At 47.5% G+C, this 23,116-nt stretch carries 21 protein-coding genes; 10 read left to right on the top strand and 11 right to left on the bottom strand.

The window, feature by feature from the left end; genetic code table 11:
* Positions 1-12: 12 nt before the first annotated feature.
* Positions 13-876 carry a YicC family protein gene (locus tag OEY58_08075; GenBank protein ID MDH5325403.1) on the bottom strand — a complete coding sequence of 288 codons (864 nt, stop codon included), beginning with the start codon at positions 874-876 and terminating at the stop codon, positions 13-15.
* Between the two features lie 99 nt (positions 877-975).
* Here OEY58_08075 and OEY58_08070 point away from each other — a divergent pair, with 99 nt between their 5' ends.
* Together OEY58_08070 and OEY58_08065 are read left to right on the top strand one after the other, a co-directional pair.
* A complete protein-coding gene (locus OEY58_08070; GenBank protein MDH5325402.1) occupies positions 976-1,914 on the top strand; it encodes a serine/threonine protein kinase in 939 nt (312 codons plus the stop codon).
* A 4-nt stretch (positions 1,915-1,918) separates the two neighbouring features.
* Positions 1,919-2,767, top strand: coding sequence for a protein phosphatase 2C domain-containing protein (locus OEY58_08065; protein ID MDH5325401.1), 849 nt, complete (start codon positions 1,919-1,921; stop codon positions 2,765-2,767).
* A gap of 22 nt (positions 2,768-2,789) precedes the next feature.
* Here the strand turns inward: OEY58_08065 and radC are convergent, their stop codons facing one another.
* Positions 2,790-3,464: a DNA repair protein RadC gene (gene radC, locus OEY58_08060; protein MDH5325400.1), complete on the bottom strand. Its 675-nt coding sequence runs from the start codon at positions 3,462-3,464 to the stop codon at positions 2,790-2,792.
* 292 nt (positions 3,465-3,756) lie between these two features.
* On the opposite strand from radC, the gene coaBC reads away from it, so the two are divergent.
* Positions 3,757-5,001, top strand: a complete 1,245-nt coding sequence (gene coaBC, locus OEY58_08055; protein ID MDH5325399.1) for a bifunctional phosphopantothenoylcysteine decarboxylase/phosphopantothenate--cysteine ligase CoaBC — start codon at positions 3,757-3,759, stop codon at positions 4,999-5,001.
* On the opposite strand, the gene OEY58_08050 is transcribed toward coaBC, so the two are convergent.
* Complete coding sequence (locus OEY58_08050) at positions 4,998-5,915, bottom strand: SDR family oxidoreductase (protein MDH5325398.1); 918 nt, start codon at positions 5,913-5,915, stop codon at positions 4,998-5,000. The two genes, coaBC and OEY58_08050, sit on opposite strands and share 4 nt — an antisense overlap.
* 123 nt (positions 5,916-6,038) lie before the next feature.
* Here OEY58_08050 and OEY58_08045 point away from each other — a divergent pair, with 123 nt between their 5' ends.
* Entirely contained in the window at positions 6,039-7,055 is a 1,017-nt protein-coding gene (locus tag OEY58_08045) for a CDP-6-deoxy-delta-3,4-glucoseen reductase (GenBank protein ID MDH5325397.1), read from the top strand.
* A gap of 31 nt (positions 7,056-7,086) precedes the next feature.
* On the opposite strand, the gene OEY58_08040 is transcribed toward OEY58_08045, so the two are convergent.
* From OEY58_08040 to hemC, 4 genes are read right to left on the bottom strand one after another with little or no spacing between them, the layout of a single operon-like run.
* Positions 7,087-8,340, bottom strand: coding sequence for a heme biosynthesis protein HemY (locus tag OEY58_08040; protein MDH5325396.1), 1,254 nt, complete (start codon positions 8,338-8,340; stop codon positions 7,087-7,089).
* Positions 8,341-8,343: 3 nt separating this feature from the next.
* Positions 8,344-9,666, bottom strand: a complete 1,323-nt coding sequence (locus OEY58_08035; GenBank protein MDH5325395.1) for a uroporphyrinogen-III C-methyltransferase — start codon at positions 9,664-9,666, stop codon at positions 8,344-8,346.
* A complete protein-coding gene (locus tag OEY58_08030; protein ID MDH5325394.1) occupies positions 9,663-10,439 on the bottom strand; it encodes a uroporphyrinogen-III synthase in 777 nt (258 codons plus the stop codon). Before OEY58_08030 ends, OEY58_08035 begins: the two co-directional genes overlap by 4 nt.
* The gene (gene hemC / locus OEY58_08025; protein ID MDH5325393.1) at positions 10,426-11,358 is read right to left on the bottom strand and encodes a hydroxymethylbilane synthase; all 933 of its coding nucleotides are present in this window, start codon (positions 11,356-11,358) and stop codon (positions 10,426-10,428) included. The genes OEY58_08030 and hemC overlap by 14 nt, the downstream gene beginning before the upstream one ends.
* A 167-nt stretch (positions 11,359-11,525) precedes the next feature.
* Here hemC and OEY58_08020 point away from each other — a divergent pair, with 167 nt between their 5' ends.
* The gene (locus tag OEY58_08020; protein MDH5325392.1) at positions 11,526-12,533 is read left to right on the top strand and encodes a class 1 fructose-bisphosphatase; all 1,008 of its coding nucleotides are present in this window, start codon (positions 11,526-11,528) and stop codon (positions 12,531-12,533) included.
* Between the two features lie 108 nt (positions 12,534-12,641).
* On the opposite strand, the gene gyrB is transcribed toward OEY58_08020, so the two are convergent.
* The 4 genes from gyrB to dnaA form a co-directional block, all read right to left on the bottom strand.
* Positions 12,642-15,044, bottom strand: coding sequence for a DNA topoisomerase (ATP-hydrolyzing) subunit B (gene gyrB / locus OEY58_08015; protein MDH5325391.1), 2,403 nt, complete (start codon positions 15,042-15,044; stop codon positions 12,642-12,644).
* 29 nt (positions 15,045-15,073) lie between these two features.
* Positions 15,074-16,195, bottom strand: a complete 1,122-nt coding sequence (gene recF / locus OEY58_08010; protein ID MDH5325390.1) for a DNA replication/repair protein RecF — start codon at positions 16,193-16,195, stop codon at positions 15,074-15,076.
* A gap of 119 nt (positions 16,196-16,314) precedes the next feature.
* On the bottom strand, positions 16,315-17,424 hold the full coding sequence (gene dnaN, locus OEY58_08005) for a DNA polymerase III subunit beta (GenBank protein MDH5325389.1): 1,110 nt from the start codon (positions 17,422-17,424) through the stop codon (positions 16,315-16,317).
* A 227-nt stretch (positions 17,425-17,651) separates the two neighbouring features.
* Positions 17,652-18,983, bottom strand: coding sequence for a chromosomal replication initiator protein DnaA (gene dnaA, locus OEY58_08000; protein ID MDH5325388.1), 1,332 nt, complete (start codon positions 18,981-18,983; stop codon positions 17,652-17,654).
* Positions 18,984-19,172: 189 nt separating this feature from the next.
* Here dnaA and rpmH point away from each other — a divergent pair, with 189 nt between their 5' ends.
* From rpmH to mnmE, 5 genes are all read left to right on the top strand, one after another.
* Positions 19,173-19,307, top strand: a complete 135-nt coding sequence (rpmH, locus tag OEY58_07995; protein MDH5325387.1) for a 50S ribosomal protein L34 — start codon at positions 19,173-19,175, stop codon at positions 19,305-19,307.
* A 115-nt stretch (positions 19,308-19,422) separates the two neighbouring features.
* A complete protein-coding gene (gene rnpA, locus OEY58_07990) occupies positions 19,423-19,782 on the top strand; it encodes a ribonuclease P protein component (protein ID MDH5325386.1) in 360 nt (119 codons plus the stop codon).
* Complete coding sequence (gene yidD / locus OEY58_07985) at positions 19,770-19,997, top strand: membrane protein insertion efficiency factor YidD (protein MDH5325385.1); 228 nt, start codon at positions 19,770-19,772, stop codon at positions 19,995-19,997. Before rnpA ends, yidD begins: the two co-directional genes overlap by 13 nt.
* Positions 19,997-21,670: a membrane protein insertase YidC gene (yidC, locus tag OEY58_07980; GenBank protein ID MDH5325384.1), complete on the top strand. Its 1,674-nt coding sequence runs from the start codon at positions 19,997-19,999 to the stop codon at positions 21,668-21,670. The genes yidD and yidC overlap by 1 nt, the downstream gene beginning before the upstream one ends.
* Before the next feature lie 99 nt (positions 21,671-21,769).
* Positions 21,770-23,110, top strand: a complete 1,341-nt coding sequence (mnmE, locus tag OEY58_07975) for a tRNA uridine-5-carboxymethylaminomethyl(34) synthesis GTPase MnmE (GenBank protein ID MDH5325383.1) — start codon at positions 21,770-21,772, stop codon at positions 23,108-23,110.
* Positions 23,111-23,116: the final 6 nt, after the last annotated feature.

Here is a 23,116-nt window from a genome sequence, read left to right as displayed (position 1 = left end):
TCCTAACCCTCTTTATTCTATATTTTGAATTTGTTCCCGCATTTGCTCAATTAAAACTTTAAGTTCTATGGATGCCTTGGTTAATTCCGTATCAATAGATTTGGACCCCAAAGTATTGGCTTCCCGGTTCATCTCCTGCATAAGAAAATCCAGACGCCTGCCTGCCGGAGACCCCTGCTGTATCACCCGGCGCACTTCTGAGATATGGGCAGTGAGTCTGTCCATCTCCTCGGACACATCCGCCTTATTGGCCAGCAAGACCATTTCTTGCTCCAGGCGACTGTCATCCAACTGGCTGCGCAATTCCTCCAATTTTTCCGTAAGTCGCTGGCGCATGGACTGTAATGCCACTGGCATTCTTTGTACCACAGCAGCAGTATGTTGCTCCATTGCCTGGCAACGCTCCAGAATCATGGCTTTTAGTTTTTCCCCTTCGCGGGCACGACTTTCCAATAATTCAGATAAGGCGGTTTCCAGCATTGCCAATACCCAGGATTGGGTTTTCTCCATATCCTGTTGCGGTGTTTCAATCACTCCCGGCCATTTGAGATAATCAAAGCCTTTCGCCGGCCGGGTTTCCGTCAAAGTATCGATTTCCGCATTGGCTCGGCTTAAAGCAAGGATTAAACTCTTATTTAAATTCAATGAGTTACCCTGAATCAGAGGAGCTTGATACTTAAAATTACAGTCCACCTTGCCGCGTTTGACACTGGCACCTATGGCATCACGGATTTTCTGCTCCAGAAAACGCAAATCCTCAGGGATTCGTAAACTTACTTCAGAAAATCTATGGTTGACCGATTTTATTTCTATAGTGAGTTGTCCCAATTCGCCATCGGCGGATTGGCGAGCAAATGCCGTCATGCTGTAAATCATACTACCCTCTGTGGAAGTAACGGTATTCCGGTGCTTTAAGCCAAAAACCAAGTGCATAAAGCAAGTATTTTATATTGATTGGCGTCGATTATCCGCAAAATGAGCGAAAAACCTCACAGTCTGCCCCCAGGTACCACACTAGCGCCATTTGTAGTGGAAAAAACCCTTAGCGCAGGTGGTTTCAGTATAGTGTATTTGGCTATCAATCAGGACAATAAAGAGCGCGTGGTCATTAAGGAGTATTTACCGCAAAAAATGGCCCGTCGTGACACCGATGGTAGTGTTATTCTTAACGGGGCTGAATTTACCGATGCCTACGCCGAGGGACGCAAGCTGTTCCACCATGAGGCCAATGCTTTACGCAAACTCCATCATCCCAATATCGTTCATGTCACGCATTTTTTCGAAGCTAACGGCACTTTATATATGGTCATGGACTACAAGCCGGGGACCAATCTACAAAATTTTATCAAAAAAGGCGGCGGCGGTTTAAGCCAAAAAGTGATTTTAACCTTATTCCCACCCTTGCTGGATGGTTTACGAGTGGTCCATGAGGCCCACATGCTGCACCTGGATATCAAACCCGGTAACATCCACGTGCAACCGGGAGGCGCCCCTTTGCTACTGGATTTCGGCGCAGTGCATCGCACCCAAATGAGTCGACAGTTTCAACCTCGTTCCGTCATCACCGATGGTTTCTCGCCCCCGGAACAATACAAAAAGAACGGCTACATTGGTCCGTGGACGGATATTTATGCCGTGGGCGCCACCATTCGCGCCTGCATGGATGGTTGTCCGCCACCCAGCGCCAATCTGCGCAAGGAAAAAGACACTTTGAAACCGGCCGCTCAAGCCTATGCGAAGAAGTACTCAGCTTCGCTCTTGCAGGCGGTGGACTGGGCCATGGAGTTGGATGCCTTGTTGCGACCTCAATCCATAGACGAATATATGGAATTGTTTGAAAAAGCGGCAATTGAAACCACGCCGGAACCCAAAAAAGGAATGCTCAACCGTTTATTTGGCCGGAAAACCGGGTGAGGCTATGGACTATATTATCGGCACCACTTCATTATTAGGAAACCGCAAAGCAAACCAAGATCGGGTTGGTATTGCCGAAAAACCCGAAGCCGTTTTACTGGTATTGGCCGATGGCATGAGCGGTCATGCCGGGGGTAAACTGGCTGCGGACACATTTGTGGACAGCGTGATTCAATCCTTTCACAACTGTAAGTTCCCAGTTGGTAACCCGCGAAAATTTATGCGCGATGTGATTACCATCGCCAACCAGGATGTTATAGAAGCCGGTGCCCGTCACAACCCACCACAACAGCCGCGTACCACCTGTGTAATGGCTTTAATCCAAAACGGGCAGGCCTGTTGGGCCCATGTGGGCGACAGTCGTTTTTACATATTTCGCCACGGCTACACCCATGTGCGCACGGTGGATCACTCCAAAGTGGCCGAATTACGGCAACAAGGCAAAATCACCGAAGCACAAATGTTGAAACATCCGGAACGGCACATCATTACTCGTTGTATTGGCACCCCAAAATTGCGCATTTTACCCAGTGTTTCCGAAACCGAAGAATTGGAACATGATGATGTTTTACTGTTATGTACAGACGGGCTCTGGGGTGCAGTCAGTGAGGAAACTGTGAGGCAGTACATGGAAGAACCCCATTTGGAGGAGTCTTTGGAACAGTTGGCCACCCAAGCGGAGACGGCCTCCTATCCCAATGCCGACAACGTCAGCGCAGTCGCTCTCAAGTGGAATTCTAAAAAAGGCAAAAAATTCATTCGCGAAGAAGCTTCCGAGCAGGAGTTTGACGATTTATCCGAAGGGCTGGACGCCATCGACCTGGTATTAAAGCAATTGGAGCAGAATAAATAGTAACGGCTTCCTGGGACAAAAACTATAAAAAGCCCCGTTCCGCGAAAGAAACCGCTTCCCCATCTCCAATCACAAAATGGTCCAGCACGCGAATGTCCACCAGCTCCAGCGCCTGCACCAAACGCGTAGTAATGCGATGATCCGCTTCGCTGGGTTCGGCAACGCCGGAAGGATGATTGTGGGCGAAAATCACCGAAGCACTATTCAAACTCAAGGCTCGTTTAACCACTTCTCGGGGATGTACCGAGGCGCCATTAATGGTTCCACGAAACATCTCTTCAAATTGAATCACCCGATGTCGATTGTCCAGAAACAAACAGGCGAACACTTCATGAGGATAATCCCGTAAGTGCGCGACTAAATATTCGCGTGTATCCAAGGGACTGCTGAGTGCCTGGCCCCGCTGCAAGGTTTCTTGCAAATGACGCCGGGACATTTCCAATACGGCCTGAAGCTGCACATACTTGGCCTGCCCCAATCCGGGATGACGACAAAACGCGTTTTGGTCAGCCGTCAACAAGGCTCGCAAGCTGCCAAATCGCTGCAGCAATTCCCGGGATAAATCCACAGCACTTTTTCCTTTTACGCCAGTGCGTAAAAATATGGCCAGCAACTCCGCGTCAGACAAAGCGGCAGCTCCACGCTGCAACATTTTCTCCCGCGGACGCTCCTGCAAGGGCCAGTCCGAAATCGCCATATCCCCCCCTTATTCGTAAAGTTTTTAAATAGGGAACCTCTGATTAACTCCGCGAAGGGCATTTATGAGGACTCAATTGGTTTGTTGAAAAACTTGAAAATATTCCCGATATTCCCTGCGTTTTTCGCCTCGCACATGCCGATTTAGTCCTCATCTCTGCTCATCAAGGAATTAATCAGAGGTTCCTTAGTTATCGTTTGTATTGGTAATGGTTTGTTTTTGCTAATATTTACTGTTTTGTTTGTAGAACAAATTCGGTTTTTATTTGTGGCCCGCCCAACCCGGACGTACAATGAGCGAGTTTTCTGAGCAAAATACCAATGTAATGAGCACATTATCCAACAAAAACATTATCCTGGGCGTCACCGGCAGCATTGCCGCTTATAAAGCCGCGGAACTGCTGCGTCTGTTACAGGCGGCAGGTGCCACAGTTCGTGTGGTTATGACTCCGGCGGCTACCGAGTTTGTAGCCCCGTTGACGTTTCAAGCCTTAAGCGGTTTTCCCGTACATCAACATTTGTTGGATGAAGAGGCGGAAGCCGGCATGGGACATATTGAGCTGGCGCGCTGGGGCGACGCATTGGTAATCGCCCCGGCTAGCGCAAACAGCATTGCCGGGTTGGCACAGGGTTCTGCGGATACTCTATTATCCGCGCTCAGCCTGGCAACAACAGCCCCGGTTGCCGTAGCTCCCGCCATGAATCAGCATATGTGGATCAACTCAGTAACTCAAGATAATATTGCCACGCTGAAAAAGCGACAAATTACCATTTTGGGACCGGATGAAGGTGAGCAAGCCTGCGGCGATATAGGCCCTGGAAGGATGCTGCAACCTCAGGCCATCTGCCAAGCCATTGAACAACTGTTTCGACCTGGCTCACTCAACGGTGTGCGGGTATTGGTATCAGCCGGCCCCACTCGCGAAGCGTTGGACCCGGTCCGTTATCTCAGCAATCGCAGTTCAGGGAAAATGGGGTTTGCATTGGCGCGTGCCGCCGTGGAAGCCGGTGCTCACTGCACCCTGGTAAGCGGCCCGGTGTTTTTGCAAACCCCCGAACCCAACAAAGTGAAGCGCATTGATGTGGTGTCTGCCGCACAAATGCATGAGGCCGTGTTGCAACAGGCGCCGCAACACCATATTTTTATCAGCGCGGCTGCGGTGGCGGACTATCGACCAGTGTCGACTCAAACACAGAAAATGAAAAAGTCCTCTGAGACGCTTACCCTGGAACTGCAACGCAATCCGGACATTCTTAGCGACGTGGCACAACAATTTCCCCAGGTGTTCACCGTGGGTTTTGCTGCCGAGACCCAGGATCTGGAACAATATGCCCAAGACAAATTACACCGGAAAAACCTGAATATGATCGCCGCCAATCTGGTCGGTGAGAAACAGGGTTTTGATGCCGAAGACAATGCCCTGAACGTATACTGGATCCAGGGTGAGGAGAAGCGTTATGAGGCCATTGCACCTGCCAACAAATCCCTGGTAGCTCGGCAGTTAATCGCCTTGATTGCCGCGATTTACAAACCTTAAGATTTATCCCATTGCGTGGCTAACTCTGCAACACAGGCTTTGAGCCCTTGTTCAAAGTTAGGATACCGCAGTTCTATGTCCAGTTCCTGCAACAACTTGGTATTGTTGAGCCGTCGCGATTCCTGCAAATAAGATAGCATACCGGCACTCATGACCTCTCGGGCTGTATCCATGTTCACTTCCGGTGGTGGCGCTAAATCCATAGCTCTAGCAATATCTTTAAAATAGCGTGACATGGTACCGGGATGTCCATCGCTCACATTAAAGTACCCGGAGACATTTTGCTGTGCTGCTGCCAGGCAGATAGCAGCCAGATCGTCTTCGTGAATTCGGTTGGTATAGGGTGACTGAGATTCCAACAAAATGGGCAACCCTTGGCGCAAGCGATCCAGAGGCAGTCGCTTGGGACCGTAAATTCCCCCAACACGCAGAATTACCAGGGGTATGGCATATTGTTGGGTCCAGCGCAGCATTTGTTGTTCCGCATCCAGGCGCCGTTGGCCTCGAGCCGTTTGCGGCTGTACTATTGCTGTTTCGTCTATCCACTGGCCGCCGCAATCACCGTATACTGCGGTGGTGCTGATGAGTACAACTTTTTTGGGTTGTTGGTCGGGTTGTCGGTTCAGTGCCGCAACCAAGTTAGTCATACGGGAATCACTGCAGCCTGATACCGGTGGTGGTGCGAAATAAAACAGGACTTTCTCCTGTAACGGCAGATCCCGCAAACTGTCGGGGTCATCCAAATCCGCCGTGACTGCTGTCACTTCTTGGGAACATTTCCCGGGCTGCCGGCTGATAGCACCGACATCATAGCCCTGCTGTCGGCACAAACGGGCTACCCGGCAACCTATATCGCCGAAGCCTATAATAAACACATTCATGCCGGGTTGTTTCTCCTGCTCGAATTGGCTCATAATTGCGCACCTGGTGCCATTCTATTAACGAATATCAGTGGTTAGAGGACGAAGCTAACATATACTGTCCGTTAAATCAGCATTGGGCACAATACCTTCAAAAGTACGATTAAGAGTTTTGACATGAGTTTCCAAATACAACTGCAACCCGGCGAGCACCAATTTTCAATTAGCGAGCAAGAAAGTGTGCTGGATGCAGCCTTGCGACAGGGTCTGAATTTCCCCTACGGTTGCCGCAGCGGTTATTGTGGTGCCTGTAAATGCCGTCTGCTCAATGGCCGGGTGGATTATGCTACCCCCCCAGAAGCTTTATCTGTGGAAGAAATGGACCAGAATATTGTATTAAGCTGCCAGGCCCGCGCCCAAACCGATTTGGAGCTGCAGGTGAATCTGTTGGATGCCAATTCCAAACTGCAGGTGAAGAAACTGCCTTGCCGAGTGGCCGGCAAACAAAAACTGACTCACGATGTGATGGAACTGGGATTGAAGTTACCTGCGACCGAGCGTCTGCAATTTTTTGCCGGACAGTACATTGATTTTCTACTGGCCGACGGCCGTCGCCGCAGTTTCTCTATTGCCAATGCTCCCCACGATGATGAGCTCATCATGTTACATATTCGCCATGTGGAAGGTGGAGATTTTACCGGCCATGTATTTAACCATATCAAGGAAAAAGACATCTTACGGATAGAGGGACCATTGGGAGGGTTTGTATTGCAGGAATCGGATCGACCCCTACTGTTCATGGCCGGGGGTACCGGCTTCGCGCCCGTCAAGAGTATGATCGAACACTTGATTGCGGAGCAAGCCGGCCGGTCGATCCATTTGTATTGGGGCGCCAGAGCGAAACACGACTTATATATGCATGATCTGGCCATTCACTGGGCCACGCAGCATGATCACATATTGTATACACCGGTTCTGTCTGCTCCGGCTGTCACCGACGATTGGACCGGTCACAAAGGTCTGGTCCATGAAGCTATCGCGGCGGAATATCCGGATCTCAGCGGGTTTGACATCTATGCCAGCGGCCCACCCGCCATGGTGCAAGCAGGACAATCGGCATTTTTAAAACAGGGAATGCTACGGGAACGCTATTTCTCTGACGCCTTTGAGTTCCAGACTCCTAAGGAATCCTGATTTTCCCGTCGATTGTTAACCGGATGACCGGTTAGTTTCCGGGTGGCGACAAGCGCGGCTTATGTTCCACCTCGTGCGCCGACAGGTTTTGGGCAATACCATAATGACAGCCCGGTGAATATTCTAACCCTTTGCGATAGCATTTGATGGCCTTGTCCATTTCTCCCAGTTTCTCCAGCAAATGCCCCAGTTCGTGGTAAGCCTCAGCCAAAGAGCCGGCGCCTATGCTGGCTTCAAAATAATCTCGCGCCTTACCCCACAAGCGATTGCGTAAACTTAAGCGCCCCAGGGTGAGTAAAACCGTGGCATTGTTTTCATGGCTGGATAACCAGGACTCGGCGGTTTGTAACTGCCGCTTGGGCTCCGGCGCATCCACAATGCCATACAAGCGTACCAATGATTCACTCCAATTTTTTTTCAGCGCATTACGCAACAAAGGTTCTGCAACATTGCTGTTGCCGGTCTCCAGCAAAAAATTCACGTACTGGCACAAAATAGCTTCTTTCTCCTGCAGTGGCTGGGGAATGCGATACCACACATCCTGCAGACTGAGGCGCTCATCGGTAACGGCCATATCCAATAACCGCATAAAAGCCTGTTCTTCCATTTCGCTGATACGCTCGGGACTGAAGACCTTGCGTTTCCGCAAGATAGGAATCAATTCCACCAGATGGTTCCAATCGCCCAGATCCCTATACAATTTTGCCAAATTCTTCAGTACACGCTTATGCTTGGGGGCCAGTTGCTGCAGCCTTCGCAGCGTGGCCAGAGCCTGTTCCAATTGATTTTGGTCCAGTTGCAGTTCTGCCTGAGTCAACCCAACCGCAATGTCCGCTGATGGCGTGCTCTGATGTGCACTGCGTAAATAAGTATCACGGCGTTCATACGCGCCCTGTTCCTGAGCTGCACGCGCCGCAGCCAGATAGTTGAGTAAGGAGGCAGGTTGTTGATTCGCGTATTTCACCACATTTTTTTCCGCATCGGACCAATTGCCCTCACTGAGTTCAATCAATCCTTTAATAAGAGTTTCATTGGCCTTGCTGGAATTCTGGCGACTGCGCCATAGTTTATAACCCCGCGGTACATATTTTATATTGGCGTAAAAACGCAGGGTAAAGTATAGCGCCGTAAACAGCAGTGCCATCAACACCACTAAAAAAAGCAAGGAGGTTTCCGCCGTGTAGCCGTAGGCATTGATCAGCACATAACCGGAATCGTCTTTTACTGCCAAGCCTAAGAGTACGGATAGGGCCAGCGTGATAATAACCAATAACAGCAGTTTCATGGTCTATTCCTTTGGCCCCTCGGTGGCAACCTCAGGTTCGGTGGTTTTGGATTCTGCTCGAGCATTCCTTTTGGCGTCAGTCTTGGCTGCAGGAGCGCCACTACGGCGTTTGTGGTGCTGATCTACCCAAGCCTTCAGTTTGCGTAGTGAACCACTAATATCGGGCAACTCGGGTTTCAACTCCGTGGACTGAAACTCAGCCATGGTTTTCAATACATCAACCACCGCAGGTGACTCCTTGTCAAAATAGCGCCCCACCCATTGCTCCGTATCCTTTAAGTGGGTCTGAAATACGGCCGTATCCCGGCGTAGCAATGCCATGCGTGATTCTTCCAGTTTTAAACCCAGATTCTGTGCCAGATAGTGTTGCTCTTCGGGGGGAAGCAAAGGCTCTATTACTTCATCGTTGCGACGCAAGGACACCACCCCTTTTAAATCGCCTAGAATTTTTTGCATCAGGCCATCCCAACCGGAAAGGGTTTCCTCCGTTACCGCCTTAGCTGTCTGCGGCCGCAGCCGACTTTGTAAAGGCAGTTTCTCAATGCCTTCGGCCAAAACACTCAAGCGCACAGCCATACCGCTCACGTCGGGAATGGAAACCGATCTTAGTGCCAGCAGCTCTGCGGCAATTTGTTTGCGAATGGGAATTAAAGCCGGATCACCAATGCTATCCAGAAGTTTATCCGCATCTTGTAAGGCGACAATAGCTGTGCCCACATCCCGTTCCAGTAATATGCGATGATTGGCAATAGCCAATAAATATTCGATTTCGGCAAACTGCCACAAAATGGGATCCCGACCCTTGTCCCTTACTTCTTCGGTCAGGCGTTTAAGGGAATCTTTAATGAGAGTTTGCTCCGTACCCTGATCTTGTGCAGTTCTATCCAGTGTTTGGGTGGTATCGGTTAAGCGGCTTAGGGATTGCTCCAAAACACTGAATTGCTGTTTCAATTGATCGTTCTGCTGTTGCAAACTTTCGTTGTTGCTATGGGCGGTAACAATGGATTGAAAGTTCATATAAGTGGCAACGGCAAGTGCCCCTAATGGCAACAGTACAAAGGCGGTCACCATAATTTTGATGCTATTGCTTTTGATGGCGCCGCTTTTAACGCGACCGCCGGCTGTTTCTTTTGTTGCGGCGGGTTTACCCTCGGGCATGTCGGGTTTTACCGTAGCTTCATTATCTTTCGCCGGCGTTTTTGAATCTGGGATAGATGCCTCTGGTTTCGCTGGTTCTGGTTTCGCTGGTTCTGGTTTCGATGATTCTGCAGTTGAAGGTTCTGGAATCGAAGGTTCTCGTTTGGGATTATTGTCGTTCGTACTCATGATTCATCCAACGATTGTGTTGTAGCCCAATTAATCAAGGTAGAGTGTATGGCGGTATCATCCGCTTTATCCGCCACCAACAAGGGACCCTGGCAACCCAGCTGTTGCGCCAAGGTTCGAGCACGCTCACTCACCAGCAGCAACGTGGTTTGCCGCAGAAAAGGCCGTCCTGTTTCACCCACCATGTCATATAAGTTCTGCAAGCCCTCGTTACTGGTAATGACTATGGCATCCAATTGCTTTTTTTTCCATAAATCCAACAATGCCGTAGCAGGCGTTTGAGGCTTGTCGCGCCGATACACTTCTGCATAGACCACGTTTGCACCGCGTTGTTGCAGTGTTTGCGCTAATAATTCTCTACCGCCTTGGCCCCGGAATATGACGATATTTTTACCGCTCACATTTTGTAATGGTGCCAATTGCAGCAGCGCCTCACTGTTGTAGACATCCTTGGGAAAAATGTCCACATTCACTCCCTGTTCCTGCAATGCCCGAGCACTGGCTTGGCCTACGGCTGCCACTTTTAGTGAAGCGGGGAAGCGGGGAATATGTTTGCAGGCATACCGCACCGCATTTGCACTGATGAATATGGCCAGATCAAAACCCGTCAGTTGCTCCAACGTATGTTGAAAACCGGTAACCTCTGTGGCCACGATGGTCATGACGGGAAACTCCAGCACTGACGCGCCGGATCGTCGTAATCGATCGCATAAAGCTTGAGACTGGCCTGCCGGCCGGGTGACCACTATGGTGTGCTGATCAAGAACCGCCACGATACACTTCATCCAGAATTTTGCGTGCTCCCCTGGATAGTAAATCATCTGCCAAATCCCGGCCCAATTGTTCCGCCTGTTCTGCGGTTCCCTGCACTTGTCCTTTAATCATAACACTGCCATCCGGTTGTCCCACCAGACCACGTAAACGCAACTCACCCTGGTTCAATTCCGCAAAACCACCAATGGGAACCTGGCAACCTCCTTCCAAACGTTCATTCAAGGCCCGCTCCGCGGAAACACAAATCCGGGTGAGTTCATGATTCAGGGGTTCAATATAAGCCAGTACCCGCTCGTCGTTATTGCGGCACTCAATTCCCACAGCCCCCTGTCCAATGGCGGGTAAGCTGGTGTCAGTGTCAATAAAAGCCTTAATGCGATCTTCAAATCCCAAGCGAATCAAACCGGCACTGGCCAGGATAATAGCGTCATATTCCCCTGCATCCAATTTGGCCAAGCGGGTGTTCACATTGCCGCGCAAATCTTTGATCACCAAATCCGGTCTAACATGCCGCAACTGGCATTGGCGTCGTAAGCTGGAGGTTCCAACCACCGAACCTTGGGGTAACTCATCCAAACTGGCGATACGATTGGACACAAATGCATCACGCGGATCTTCGCGCTCGCAAATCACCGCCAGATGCAAACCTTCGGGGAAGGCCACCGGCACATCTTTCATCGAATGAACCGCAATGTCCGCTTCACCTCGCAACATGCCCTGTTCCAGCTCTTTGACAAACAATCCCTTCCCACCCACTTTGGCCAAAGGCGTATCCAGGATTTTGTCCCCTTGAGTCACCAGTTTAACCAGTTCTACTTGGAGATTGGGGTGTAATTCCAACAAACGGCTTTTAACGTATTCGGCTTGCCATAAAGCCAAGGGACTTTTGCGTGTTGCAATGCGAAGGGTGTCTGTCATGAGTCGGTCCAAAAAATAAAAAGCCTAATGCTACGGACAGAACCTGCCCGTGGCAACTCTAAATCCCTATTTAAACAGGTTTCATGCTTACTAAATGAACAACAGTCTGCTAAAATCGGGCGCCTTTGACGATTGAATAAAAGCGTAATTAATGTAAGGAAATAGGCATGCATACAGGTGAAACCATTACACAATTTATCAGCGAAGAACAACGTCGAGTGGGAGGCCGGGCCACCGGTGAATTTACCGCCCTGCTTAACGATGTGGTCACCGCTTGTAAATATATCTCAAATGCTGTGAACCAAGGAGCCCTGGTTGGGGTGCTGGGTACCGCCAGCAGTGAGAACATCCAAGGGGAAACGCAGAAAAAGTTGGATATTATTTCCAATGATATTTTTCTCAAATCCAACGAATGGGCCGGACACTTGGCTGGTATGGCATCCGAAGAAATGGACGACATTTACCCCATTCCCAGCCAGTACCCCAAAGGCAAATATTTAATGCTGTTCGATCCACTGGATGGATCATCCAATATTGACGTCAATCTTTCCGTGGGTAGTATATTCTCCATACTCCGTTGTCCGGAAGGTGTGACCGATCCCACAGCCGAGGACTTTTTACAAGCGGGTACTCAGCAAGTCTGCGGTGGATTTGCCTTATACGGTCCTTCCACCATGCTGGTACTGACCACCGGTAACGGTGTTAGCGGCTTTACCTTGGATCAAAACGTTGGAGAATTCATTCTAACCCATCCCAATATGACTATTCCGGAAGATACCAGTGAATTTGCTATCAATATGTCCAATATGCGTTACTGGGAAGAACCTGTAAAACGTTATGTGGACGAATGTCTGGCTGGAAAAACCGGAACCCGTGATAAGAACTTTAACATGCGTTGGGTAGCATCCATGGTTGCCGAGGTTTATCGCATTCTTACTCGCGGCGGAATTTTCATGTATCCAAAAGATAATAAGGATCCCGGTAAAGCGGGTAAGCTGCGTCTCATGTATGAAGCCAATCCTATGGGTTTTATTGTGGAACAAGCCGGTGGCGTTTGCTCAACCGGGCGTGAACGCATTATGGAAATTCAACCTTCGGATTTACATCAAAGAGTACCGGTCATTTTGGGCTCTAAAAATGAAGTAGAACGCGTGGTGTCATATCATATCGAATGATATTAATATCATGTATATAGAATAAGGGAACCTTTTCGTTCCCTTTATTTCTTCTTTTGAAACCAAAAAGGGGCTAAATGCCCCCTTTTGTTCTGAATTACTTTCTTTTTAAATATCCAGATTGGCAACATCCAATGCGTTACTTTCAATGAACTCTCTGCGTGGTTCAACTTGATCGCCCATTAACGTTGTGAAGATTTCATCCGCTGCCACGGCATCTTCAATTTGCACTTGCAGCAAGCGGCGATTATTCATATCCAAAGTTGTTTCCCAAAGTTGTTCCGGGTTCATTTCTCCGAGACCTTTATACCGTTGAATATTGAGTCCGCGTCGGGCTTCATCCATTAGCCAATTCAATGCCTCTTTAAAACTGCTCACAGGGGTCTTGCGTTCGCCACGTTGAACGTAAGCACCGGTGTTGATAAAACCATCCAACTGCTTACCCAATTCGACGAAACTGCGGTACTCAGCCGATTGGAAAAAATCCGCTGCAATAGGTCGTGAGTTCCCCACACCGTGTTGTATTGCCCCAACTGTCGCCAGCAATTGGTTCGTATCGTCCTTACCTACCTTAACGTCATATTTAATAGTCCCGCTTTCATTGAGCCGGTTAACCAAGTCTTCAAACCAGGGTTGCATAACTTCCTGCTTACCACTATCACTCGGGTCCACTGCCGGCATGTAAATCATCTTTTCCAGCAGTTCCCCATGGTAGCGTTTGGAAAGCCGATTGATGGTTGCTATGACAGCCAAGTATTGTTTGGCTAATGTTTCCAACGCAATGTCTTTTATGGCGGGTGTGCCTTCTTCCGTAAACAAAAGAGCGTTCTCAATGGCCAGTTGTAATATGTAAGCATTGAGTTGTGCATCGTCTTTGACATAACGTTCTTGCTTGCCTTTTTTAACTTTATACAATGGAGGCTGCGCAATATAGATGTGTCCTTCTTCAATGAGTTCTGGCATTTGTCGATAGAAGAAAGTGAGTAGCAAAGTACGTATGTGAGAACCGTCCACATCTGCATCAGTCATTATGATGATGCGATGATAACGGAGTTTTCCCAGATTAAATTCTTCCCGACCAATACCGCAACCCAAGGCGGTGATCAAAGTTCCCACTTCAGCGGAAGACAACATTTTATCGAAGCGGGCCTTTTCCACATTGAGAATTTTGCCTTTGAGCGGCAGGATAGCCTGAAACTTGCGATCTCTTCCCTGCTTGGCTGAACCCCCTGCGGAATCTCCCTCCACCAGGAACAATTCAGATAAGGCAGGATCCTTCTCCTGGCAATCCGCCAACTTCCCAGGCAATCCGGCAATATCCAATACGCCTTTACGTCGAGTCATTTCCCTGGCTTTACGAGCTGCTTCCCGAGCTCTGGCAGCATCAATGATTTTGCTCACTACCGCTTTTGCGTCCGAAGGGTTTTCCAATAAAAACTCCGTGCACTTTTCTACCATAGCCGATTCCACCACCCCTTTGACTTCTGATGAAACCAGCTTATCTTTTGTTTGAGAGGAAAACTTAGGATCAGGCACTTTCACCGACAGTACCGCTGTAAGACCTTCGCGACAGTCATCCCCGGAGGTTTGTATCTTGGCTTTTTTAGCAGAGCCCTCGTTATCAATGTATTGATTTAGGGTGCGCGTTAGTGCGCTTCGAAAACCGGCCAGATGCGTACCGCCATCCCGTTGTGGAATATTATTGGTGAAGCAAAAAATGTTCTCTTGATAGGAATCGTTCCACTGCATAGCGATTTCCACTTCCGTACCGTCTTTTGTAGAAATAAAATGAAACACAGTGGGGTGCAGTGGTGTTTTGTTTCGATTTAAATGTTCCACAAAGGCTCTTATTCCACCTTTGTATTCGAAGGTGTCATTCTTTCCTGTTCTTTCGTCAATCAAACTGATTCGAACACCGGAATTGAGAAAGGACAATTCTCTTAAACGTTTGGCCAATATATCGTAGTGAAATTCCGTATCTGAAAAAATTTCGGTGGAAGGTTTAAACCGAATTTTGGTGCCGGTTTTGTCTGTATCCCCAACTTCTTTCAATGGTTCTTGAGGATCACCCATTTTGTATTCTTGGGAATGGACTCTACCATCACGATATATTGTGAGCGTGAGCCATTCGGACAGCGCATTAACCACGGATACGCCCACGCCATGTAAACCGCCGGCCACTTTATAAGTATTGTCATCAAACTTTCCACCGGCATGGAGTACCGTCATAATCACTTCAGCGGCAGATCGACCTTCATCCTTGTGAATATCGACAGGAATCCCCCTACCGTTGTCACTGATGGAAACAGACCCATCACTATGAATAATTACTTTCGATTCGGTGCAATACCCTGCCAAAGCTTCATCAATAGCATTATCCACTGCTTCAAACACCATGTGATGTAAACCTGTGCCATCATCCGTATCGCCTATGTACATACCTGGACGTTTGCGAACAGCATCCAAACCTTTCAGTACTTTTATACGACTGGAATCGTAATCATCACTCATATTTTTCTCCGATCAGATGGGATTGGGTATTATACCACTTCTTTTACTAAGCCGTGTTCCACGTGGAACATCGTGGAACCGGGTAAACAAAGTAAGGGTTCTAGTTTGTCAGTTTCGGTAGCTGTTACGAATAACTGGCAATGGGTAGTTTGCAATAGCTCTATAATGGCGTGTGTAAAAGTCTGATCCAGTTCTGAGGCCAGATCATCCATCAACAAGACAATAGGTCGGTTTTCACTTTGGACGAACAATTTCACCTGGGCTAATTTCAACAGAATGGCAATAACTTTTTGCTGTCCCCGAGAAACCACATCTTTGGCTCTATAGGAACCCAGCTTAAGAATAAGGTCAGAGCGGTGTGGACCCAAGCGCGTAAATCCGGAATCCAAATCCTGATCCCACGACTGGTGCAACGATTCCTCATACGTTTGATCCTTCGGCCATCCGGAATAATAAGCCATATTAGGAACGGGTACGTGGAACAATTGCGCATATTGCTTAAATATTTCCTCCAAACGTATAGAGTAGGCTTTTTTAATGTCATCAATCTGACTGACCACTTGGATCAACTCCGCATCCCAATGCTTAACCAAAGAATAGTCCCAACGTTTTTTTAGAGCCGCATTACGTTGTTTGAGTAAAGCGTGGAACCGCTTCCACAATGTTCCATAGGAATGTTCCACGTGGAACACTCCCCAATCCAAAAACTTTCTACGATAACGCGGCGTGTCCTCCAACAAGCGATGGACATCAGGGTTAATGACTTGAATGGGTAAAAGGCGAGCCAGTACAGAAGAGTTTCTTACTGACTCTCCATCGTATTTAATTTTGTGCTCTTGTTTTGATTTTTCCACGCCCAATGGACAACTGCGTTCATGGTCTTGTATTTGAGCCCACAAATTAAATCGATCGTGTTGATGGTTAATCAAGTGATGTCCGTAAACGGTTCGAAAGGATCGCCCATGTCCCAGGTAATAAATGGCTTCCAACACACTGGTTTTTCCACTGCCATTTTTTCCTGCTAGAACATTTACAGAGCTGGGGGATAATTGTGTATCCACTAAATTGCGAAATTGGGAAATCTTAATGTGATTTAAAATCACCGCAGTTTCCAAACCATCACGCTGTGGGTTCGAAAGATTACAGCACACCCTTCGCCTATCCTTCGGCTAAGGGTGTGGGAGTAAGAGAGTTGCTTAGTGAGCGGAGTTAGCTCAGTAGTAGAAAGTGGGCAAGAATTCATAAGAACCGAACTACGGCAAAACACCACTTATAAACGCATAGGCATCACAACGTATTTACAGTTGAAATCGTCCTCGTCCAAAGTGATTAAACAACTGCTGTTGGCATCGCTAAATCCCAAGCGTACTTTTTCCGAAGGTAGGATCGATACCGCGTCCAATAAGTATCCTACATTGAAACCGATGGACAGTTCAGCACCGTCATACTCAACATCCAATTCCTCTTCAGCCTCTTCCATTTCCGGGTTGTGAGCTTGTACCTGAATGAGATTGGGCTGAATACTCATGCGAATCCCTTTGAACTTTTCGTTGCTAAGGATGGACGCCCTGGCCAAGGCGTCTCTCAACTCTTCTTTGTCCGCAGTTAATAGTTTGTCACATTGGCTCGGTATGACCCTTTCATAATCAGGAAACTTTCCGTCGATAAGCTTGGTAGTGAAACGCCAATTTTCATTACTAATTCTGGCGTGATTTTCACTGATGTCGACGTTCAGCTTTTTATCTGACTCTTCCAGCATTTTAGCCAATTCACTAATACCTTTGCGTGGCAGAATCACTTGGATTTTTTTATCCGGGTTTACATCAGCGTCATATTCACAAAAAGCCAACCGATGTCCGTCGGTGGCAACACAACGAACTTGACCCGCATCCACTTCAAGCAACAATCCGTTGAGATAATAACGAACATCCTGTTGCGCCATAGCAAACTGAGTTTTGTCGATGAGGTTCTTCAAACTTTTCTGACTGATGCTGAAAGACTGGAGCGAATCGATTTTCTCTACTGCAGGAAACCCTTCAGCTGACAAAGTGGCAAGATTAAAACGACTCTTACCGGATCGAATCAGCGCTCTTTCTTTTTCTGGTGAAACACTCAGTTCGATTTGAGCTTGCTCGGGTAAGGCTCTACAAATTTCATAGAGCTTTCTCGCCGGTAACGTGGTTTTGCCCGGTTCGCTTACATCCAGGTCAGTTTGAACCACCATTTCGATTTCCAAATCTGTGGCCGTAATAACTAACTGCTGGTTTTTTGCTTCCAATAGAAAATTGGAAAGAATAGCCATAGTCTGCCTTCTTTCCACAACGCCAACGATGTATTGCAATGGTTTGAATAAATTTTCTCTTGAAATGGTAAATCGCATGATGTGGTCCGTTTTGTCTGCTCTTATTTAATATATTATATAAAAACCTATTACTATAATTACTATAGTGCATGATATCTGTTAGTAACTACATATTTACTTTTTAAATCAATAACTTACAAAGATGATACTTTATGTACAACCGGTCTTTTATCCGGTGAGTAGCTTGTGGATAAAATGGTGATAAAGTTTGTTCGTCGATTTATCCACAGGTTACGACAAGCTTGTTAAGTGGTTAGAGTCCGTAATAAATTGGAATAGTCCTCTTTCACTCTTACTTCACTAATTCTAAGGTCAGCGATTTTTCGGCAAGCATGTAATACGGTGGTGTGATCGCGACCGCCAAAGGCATCACCAATTTCCGGTAGGCTGTGATTGGTTAATTCTTTGGATAAAGTCATTGCCAGTTGTCTTGGTCTGGCAACGGAGCGATTACGCTTTTTGGATAGCAATTCCGAAACTCGGATTTTGTAATACTCGGCTACCGTCTTTTGAATATTTTCAATCGTGACCAGTTTGTCCTGTAAAGCCAACAAATCTTTCAATGCTTCTTTGGCAAATTCCAAGGTAATCGGGTGACCCGTAAATTTGGCATTGGCGGCCACTCGTCGCAGGGCACCTTCCAGTTCTCGAATATTGGATTGAATGCGTTTGGCGATGAAGAAAGCCACTTCCTGAGGTATACCCACACCCATTTGATTGGCTTTGCTCATGAGAATGGCTACCCGGGTTTCCAGTTCAGGGGGTTCGATGGCAACGGTTAATCCCCATCCAAACCGCGACTTGAGACGTTCTTCCAAACCCGTCACTTCTTTTGGATAGCGGTCACAAGTCAGAACGATGTGATGCTGTCCTTCCAACAGGGCATTGAAGGTATGGAAAAATTCTTCCTGAGAACGCTCCTTACCGGCAAAAAACTGGATGTCATCAATCAACAAAGCATCGACAGAGCGATAATAACGTTTAAATTCATTGATGGCGTTGTGTTGCAGGGCCTTGACCATATCTTGTACAAAACGCTCGGAATGCAAGTAAACCACATGAGCGTTATGGTTTTGAGCCAGAATCGCATTTCCAATGGCATGCATTAAATGGGTTTTTCCCAAACCCACTCCACCTTGAATAAATAGCGGATTGTAAGATTGGCCTGCATTGACAGCAACCTGGTGAGCTGCTGCGCGAGCCAGTTGATTGGATTTGCCTTCTACAAAATTTTCAAAGGTGCTTTCCGGGTTCAAATTGCTGTTGTGTTTCACATCAGCGGTGCGACGGGGAGTGGCTACCGCCGGACTGACTCTGGGTGCAATAGGTTCCGCCGGAGCGGTTCCACCAATTTCCAAAATAACATCCAAGCTATCATGGTTATTGCATTCCTTTACGGTCTGCTGAATTAATTCCATAAAACGACTATTGACCCAATCCAATACAAAACGGTTAGGAGCCATTAATTTGAGAGATTGCTCGGTTTCCATAACTTGTAGTGGACGTATCCACGTGTTGAATTGCTGAGCAGACAACTCCCCTTCAAGGCGGTCTAAGCATTTTTGCCAAATGTCCACCTATTCTCCCCTTAGTATCAGATATTTTTGCGAAGAAAAGACCCATGAGTCTATACCCGAACGCTCGAGTTATCCACATGCAATTGAAAAAAAATAAGTGGGTATTTCCTTGACTGGAGGCGGTTATTCACAGTATTCTACGCCGCTTTTATATAGAATAGTTGCTAAACCAACAAAGCGGAAACTGTCATGAAAAGAACTTTCAATCCCAGTAATTTACGTAGAAAACGCACTCACGGTTTTCGAGCTCGAATGGCTACCAAAGGTGGGCGTGCGGTAATCAACGCCAGACGTGCCAAAGGCCGCAAAAGACTAAGTGCTTAAAGTGTTGTTTGGTTTTTGAGCTTCACTTTTTTTGGGCTTGGCAAATTTGAGCTTAGCAAATTTTGAGCCTCACAAAAGTAAAGCTTCACAAAGGGCGTAAGCGTATACGTCTCTTATGATATCCGACAAACGGTTCCCACGTCAGGTAAGGCTTTTACACAGCAGCGACTACAACAAAGTGTTCAAGGAAACACGTTGCAAATCCAGCGATAAGTACTTAACGTTGCTGGCTTGTCCCAATGACAAAACCTTTCCTCGTCTAGGTTTAGCCATAAGTAAAAAACAACTGAAATCAGCGGTTGTACGGCACAGGGTGAAACGTATAATTCGAGAGAGTTTTCGTCACCATAAAATCGGGCTGGGAAGTTTGGACATAGTCGTTTTGGGACGAAACGCAGCAGATGTAGATAAAAAAATCCTGAGTCGCAGCTTGCAACGACACTGGGAGGTTTTAGCAAAAAAATGCAAAGATTAGTGTTGCTGTTTATTAAGGCGTACCGTTATGGCATTAGTCCCATGATGGCGAGCCACTGCCGCTACTACCCTACTTGTTCCTGTTATGCCGAAACGGCGGTAGAGCGATACGGTTTCACTAAAGGTGTATTTATGGCAACAAAACGCTTATTGCGTTGTCATCCCTGGCATCCGGGGGGGTATGATCCGGTTCCTGATAAGACTGATAAAAACTAATGGAAAATCAAAGATTATTTTTATTTATAGCACTATCAATTGTTGTTATGCTTTTATACGATGCATGGCAAGTCAAGTACGGTCCCAAGCCAACACCTGTTGCTACATTAGAACAACCGCAAGCGACCGGTGGAGTTCCCGTAGAACCCAGCAATATGCCTCGGACAACAACTGAGGAATTGCCTTCTCAGGTACCACAAACCGCTTCGGAAGGATCAGCCCAAGCAGCTACCGTGTTAAAGTCCGGAACCCGAGTTCGCGTGATCACGGATGTGTTGGATGTGGAAATCGACACTATGGGTGGTGATTTGCGTTATGGCGCCTTACTCAAATATCCCGTAGAAGTCATTCATCCGGATAAACCCGTGGTTTTATTTAACGACAAAATGCCCCAACTCATGGTGGCTCAAGCCGGTTTATTGGGCAGTGACAAACAGTCCGCCGATATCAATACGCTGTACAGCGCGCCGCAGGAATTGTACTCCCTGCCGGAGGGGTCTGACGCTGTGGTGGTACCTCTGACCTGGCAAAGTGAGTCGGGTGTAAAGGTTCTGAAAACGTATACTTTCCACCGCAGTAGTTATTTAGTGGATGTGGATTTTGAAGTGAGTAACGGCAGCGCGACACCGTGGGCCGGGCGTATGTATCGACAGCTGCAACGAACCAAGAGTGAACAAAGCTCAGCATTTATATACACCTATACCGGTGGTATTGTATCAACGCCGGAGAACGTCTACGAAAAAGTGGACTTTGATGACATGAGCAGTTGGAAGCCGGAACAAACCTACAACACGGGCGGTTGGGTGGCGATGATCCAGCATTACTTTTTCGGTGCCTGGATTCCCGTACAAACGGAGCAAAATCATTTTTATACCAAAGCGCTCGAAAAGATCGATGGCAGCCGCTATATCATTGGACTGACCAGTACAGAAAAACAAGTGGCGCCGGGTCAAAATGGCCAATTTACCAGCAAGCTCTATCTGGGACCCAAAGAACAGAAAATCATAGAAACCATTGCTCCGAATTTGGAGTTAACCGTCGATTACGGGGTGTTAACACTGTTGGCCAAACCGGTGTATTGGTTGCTTGATACCATCCACACCTGGGTTGGCAACTGGGGTTGGGCCATTATTTTCGTCACCATCATTATTAAGGCCATATTCTACAAGCTATCTGAAAAAGCTTACAAGTCCATGGCCAACATGAGAAAGTTTCAACCAAAGATACAGGCACTGCGCGAGCGCTACGGTAATGATAAGCAACGCATGAGCCAGGCAATGATGGATCTTTACAAGAAAGAGAAAATTAATCCCTTGGGTGGATGTTTACCCATGCTGGTGCAAATTCCGGTATTTATTGCCTTGTACTGGGTGTTACTGGAAAGTGTGGAATTGCGCCAGGCCGATTTCATTTTCTGGTTAAACGATTTGTCCAGCAAAGATCCATTCTATGTGCTGCCCATTTTGATGGGCGTGAGTATGTATATTCAGCAAAAACTCAATCCGGCTCCCATGGATCCGGTACAGCAAAAAGTGCTGATGGCATTGCCTTGGATCTTTACCTTGTTTTTCGCCTTCTTCCCATCGGGATTGGTGTTGTACTGGGTGGTTAATAATGTTCTTTCCATTATTCAACAATGGGTCATTACCCGGAAAATTGAGGCTCAGGCGTAACCGCGGAAAACCCGAGGTGACGTGGGCTGATGCCAAACAGCTTTCGGTATGTCCGTGAACAAAGACACTTCTTTGCCAACGGGTACCGACATGGATACGGTGATGGAGACGGATACCATCACCGCAATCGCCACACCACCGGGACGCGGGGGTGTGGGTATCGTTCGAATATCCGGTCCTTTATGTTTTCGGATCGGCCAAGCTCTATTACCTCAAGTACCCAGTCCCCGAAAAGCCGAATACCTCCCCTTTAAGGACGCTTTAGGTAAAACCATTGATGAAGGCATTGTGCTTTTTTTTAAAAGCCCACATTCTTTTACCGGCGAAGATGTTTTAGAACTACAGGGTCACGGCGGTCCTGTGGTGTTGGATATGTTACTGCGAGCTGTTGTGTCCATGGGTGCTCGTTTGGCTCGGCCCGGTGAATTCTCAGAAAGGGCTTTTCTAAATGACAAACTGGATTTGGCGCAGGCCGAAGCTATTGCAGATTTAATAGACAGTGCCTCGGAACAAGCTGCGCGTTCGGCGCTTCGGTCTCTGCAGGGAGAGTTTTCACGCCAAATTCACGCACAGGTGGAAGCCCTTATTCGGCTGCGTATGTTGGTAGAAGCGGCAATTGATTTTCCAGAAGAGGAAGTGGATTTTCTACAGGATGAACAATTGTTTCAAGGCCTGGATCAGGCGGAGTTAGGTACCCAGTCCCTATTGGCGGACGCCAAACAGGGTTGTCTGCTAAAAGAGGGCATGCAAGTGGTGATTGCCGGATCACCCAATGTAGGAAAATCTACCTTAATCAACGCACTGACCGGAAAAAACACGTCTATCGTTACCCCCATTGCCGGTACCACCCGAGATGTGATGCGGGAGCATGTGTTATTGGACGGATTACCTATACAGTTTATTGATACAGCCGGTTTACGCCACAGTGATGACCCGGTGGAACAGGAAGGAATTCGTCGGGCATGGCAGGAGATTGAACAGGCGGATCGTATTTTGTATATGACTGAGGGTGAGCAACACGATTCATCTTCTCTTCAACGTTTACGTCAGGCAGGACCTGGTTTAACCTTTATACATAATAAAATAGATTTAAGTGGTGAGGCCCCGCGGCTCGAGCCGAACCAAAACGAGTGCCACTTATATATGTCAGCTAAAACCGGAGCCGGTTTGGAGTATTTGCGAAAACATTTAAAACAATGCGCCGGTTATCAATTAGCCGGTGAAGGTCAGTTTAGCGCTCGACGACGCCACGTACAGGCATTGGAGCAGGCACTGAAACATATTCAGGAAAGTAAAGTTCAATTGTTGCAGTATAAAGCGGGTGAACTTGTCGCCGAAGAATTACGTCTGGCACAAGATGAGATGAATCAAATTACCGGCGAATTCAGTTCCGACGACTTGTTGGGACGTATTTTCTCAAGTTTTTGTATAGGAAAATAAAGGCTT

The organism is Gammaproteobacteria bacterium (assembly GCA_029882975.1).
Lineage (GTDB): Bacteria > Pseudomonadota > Gammaproteobacteria > SZUA-152 > SZUA-152 > JAJDNG01.
The sequence above is the reverse complement of the archived record's forward strand: the minus strand, read 5'-3'. Positions and strand labels throughout refer to the sequence as shown.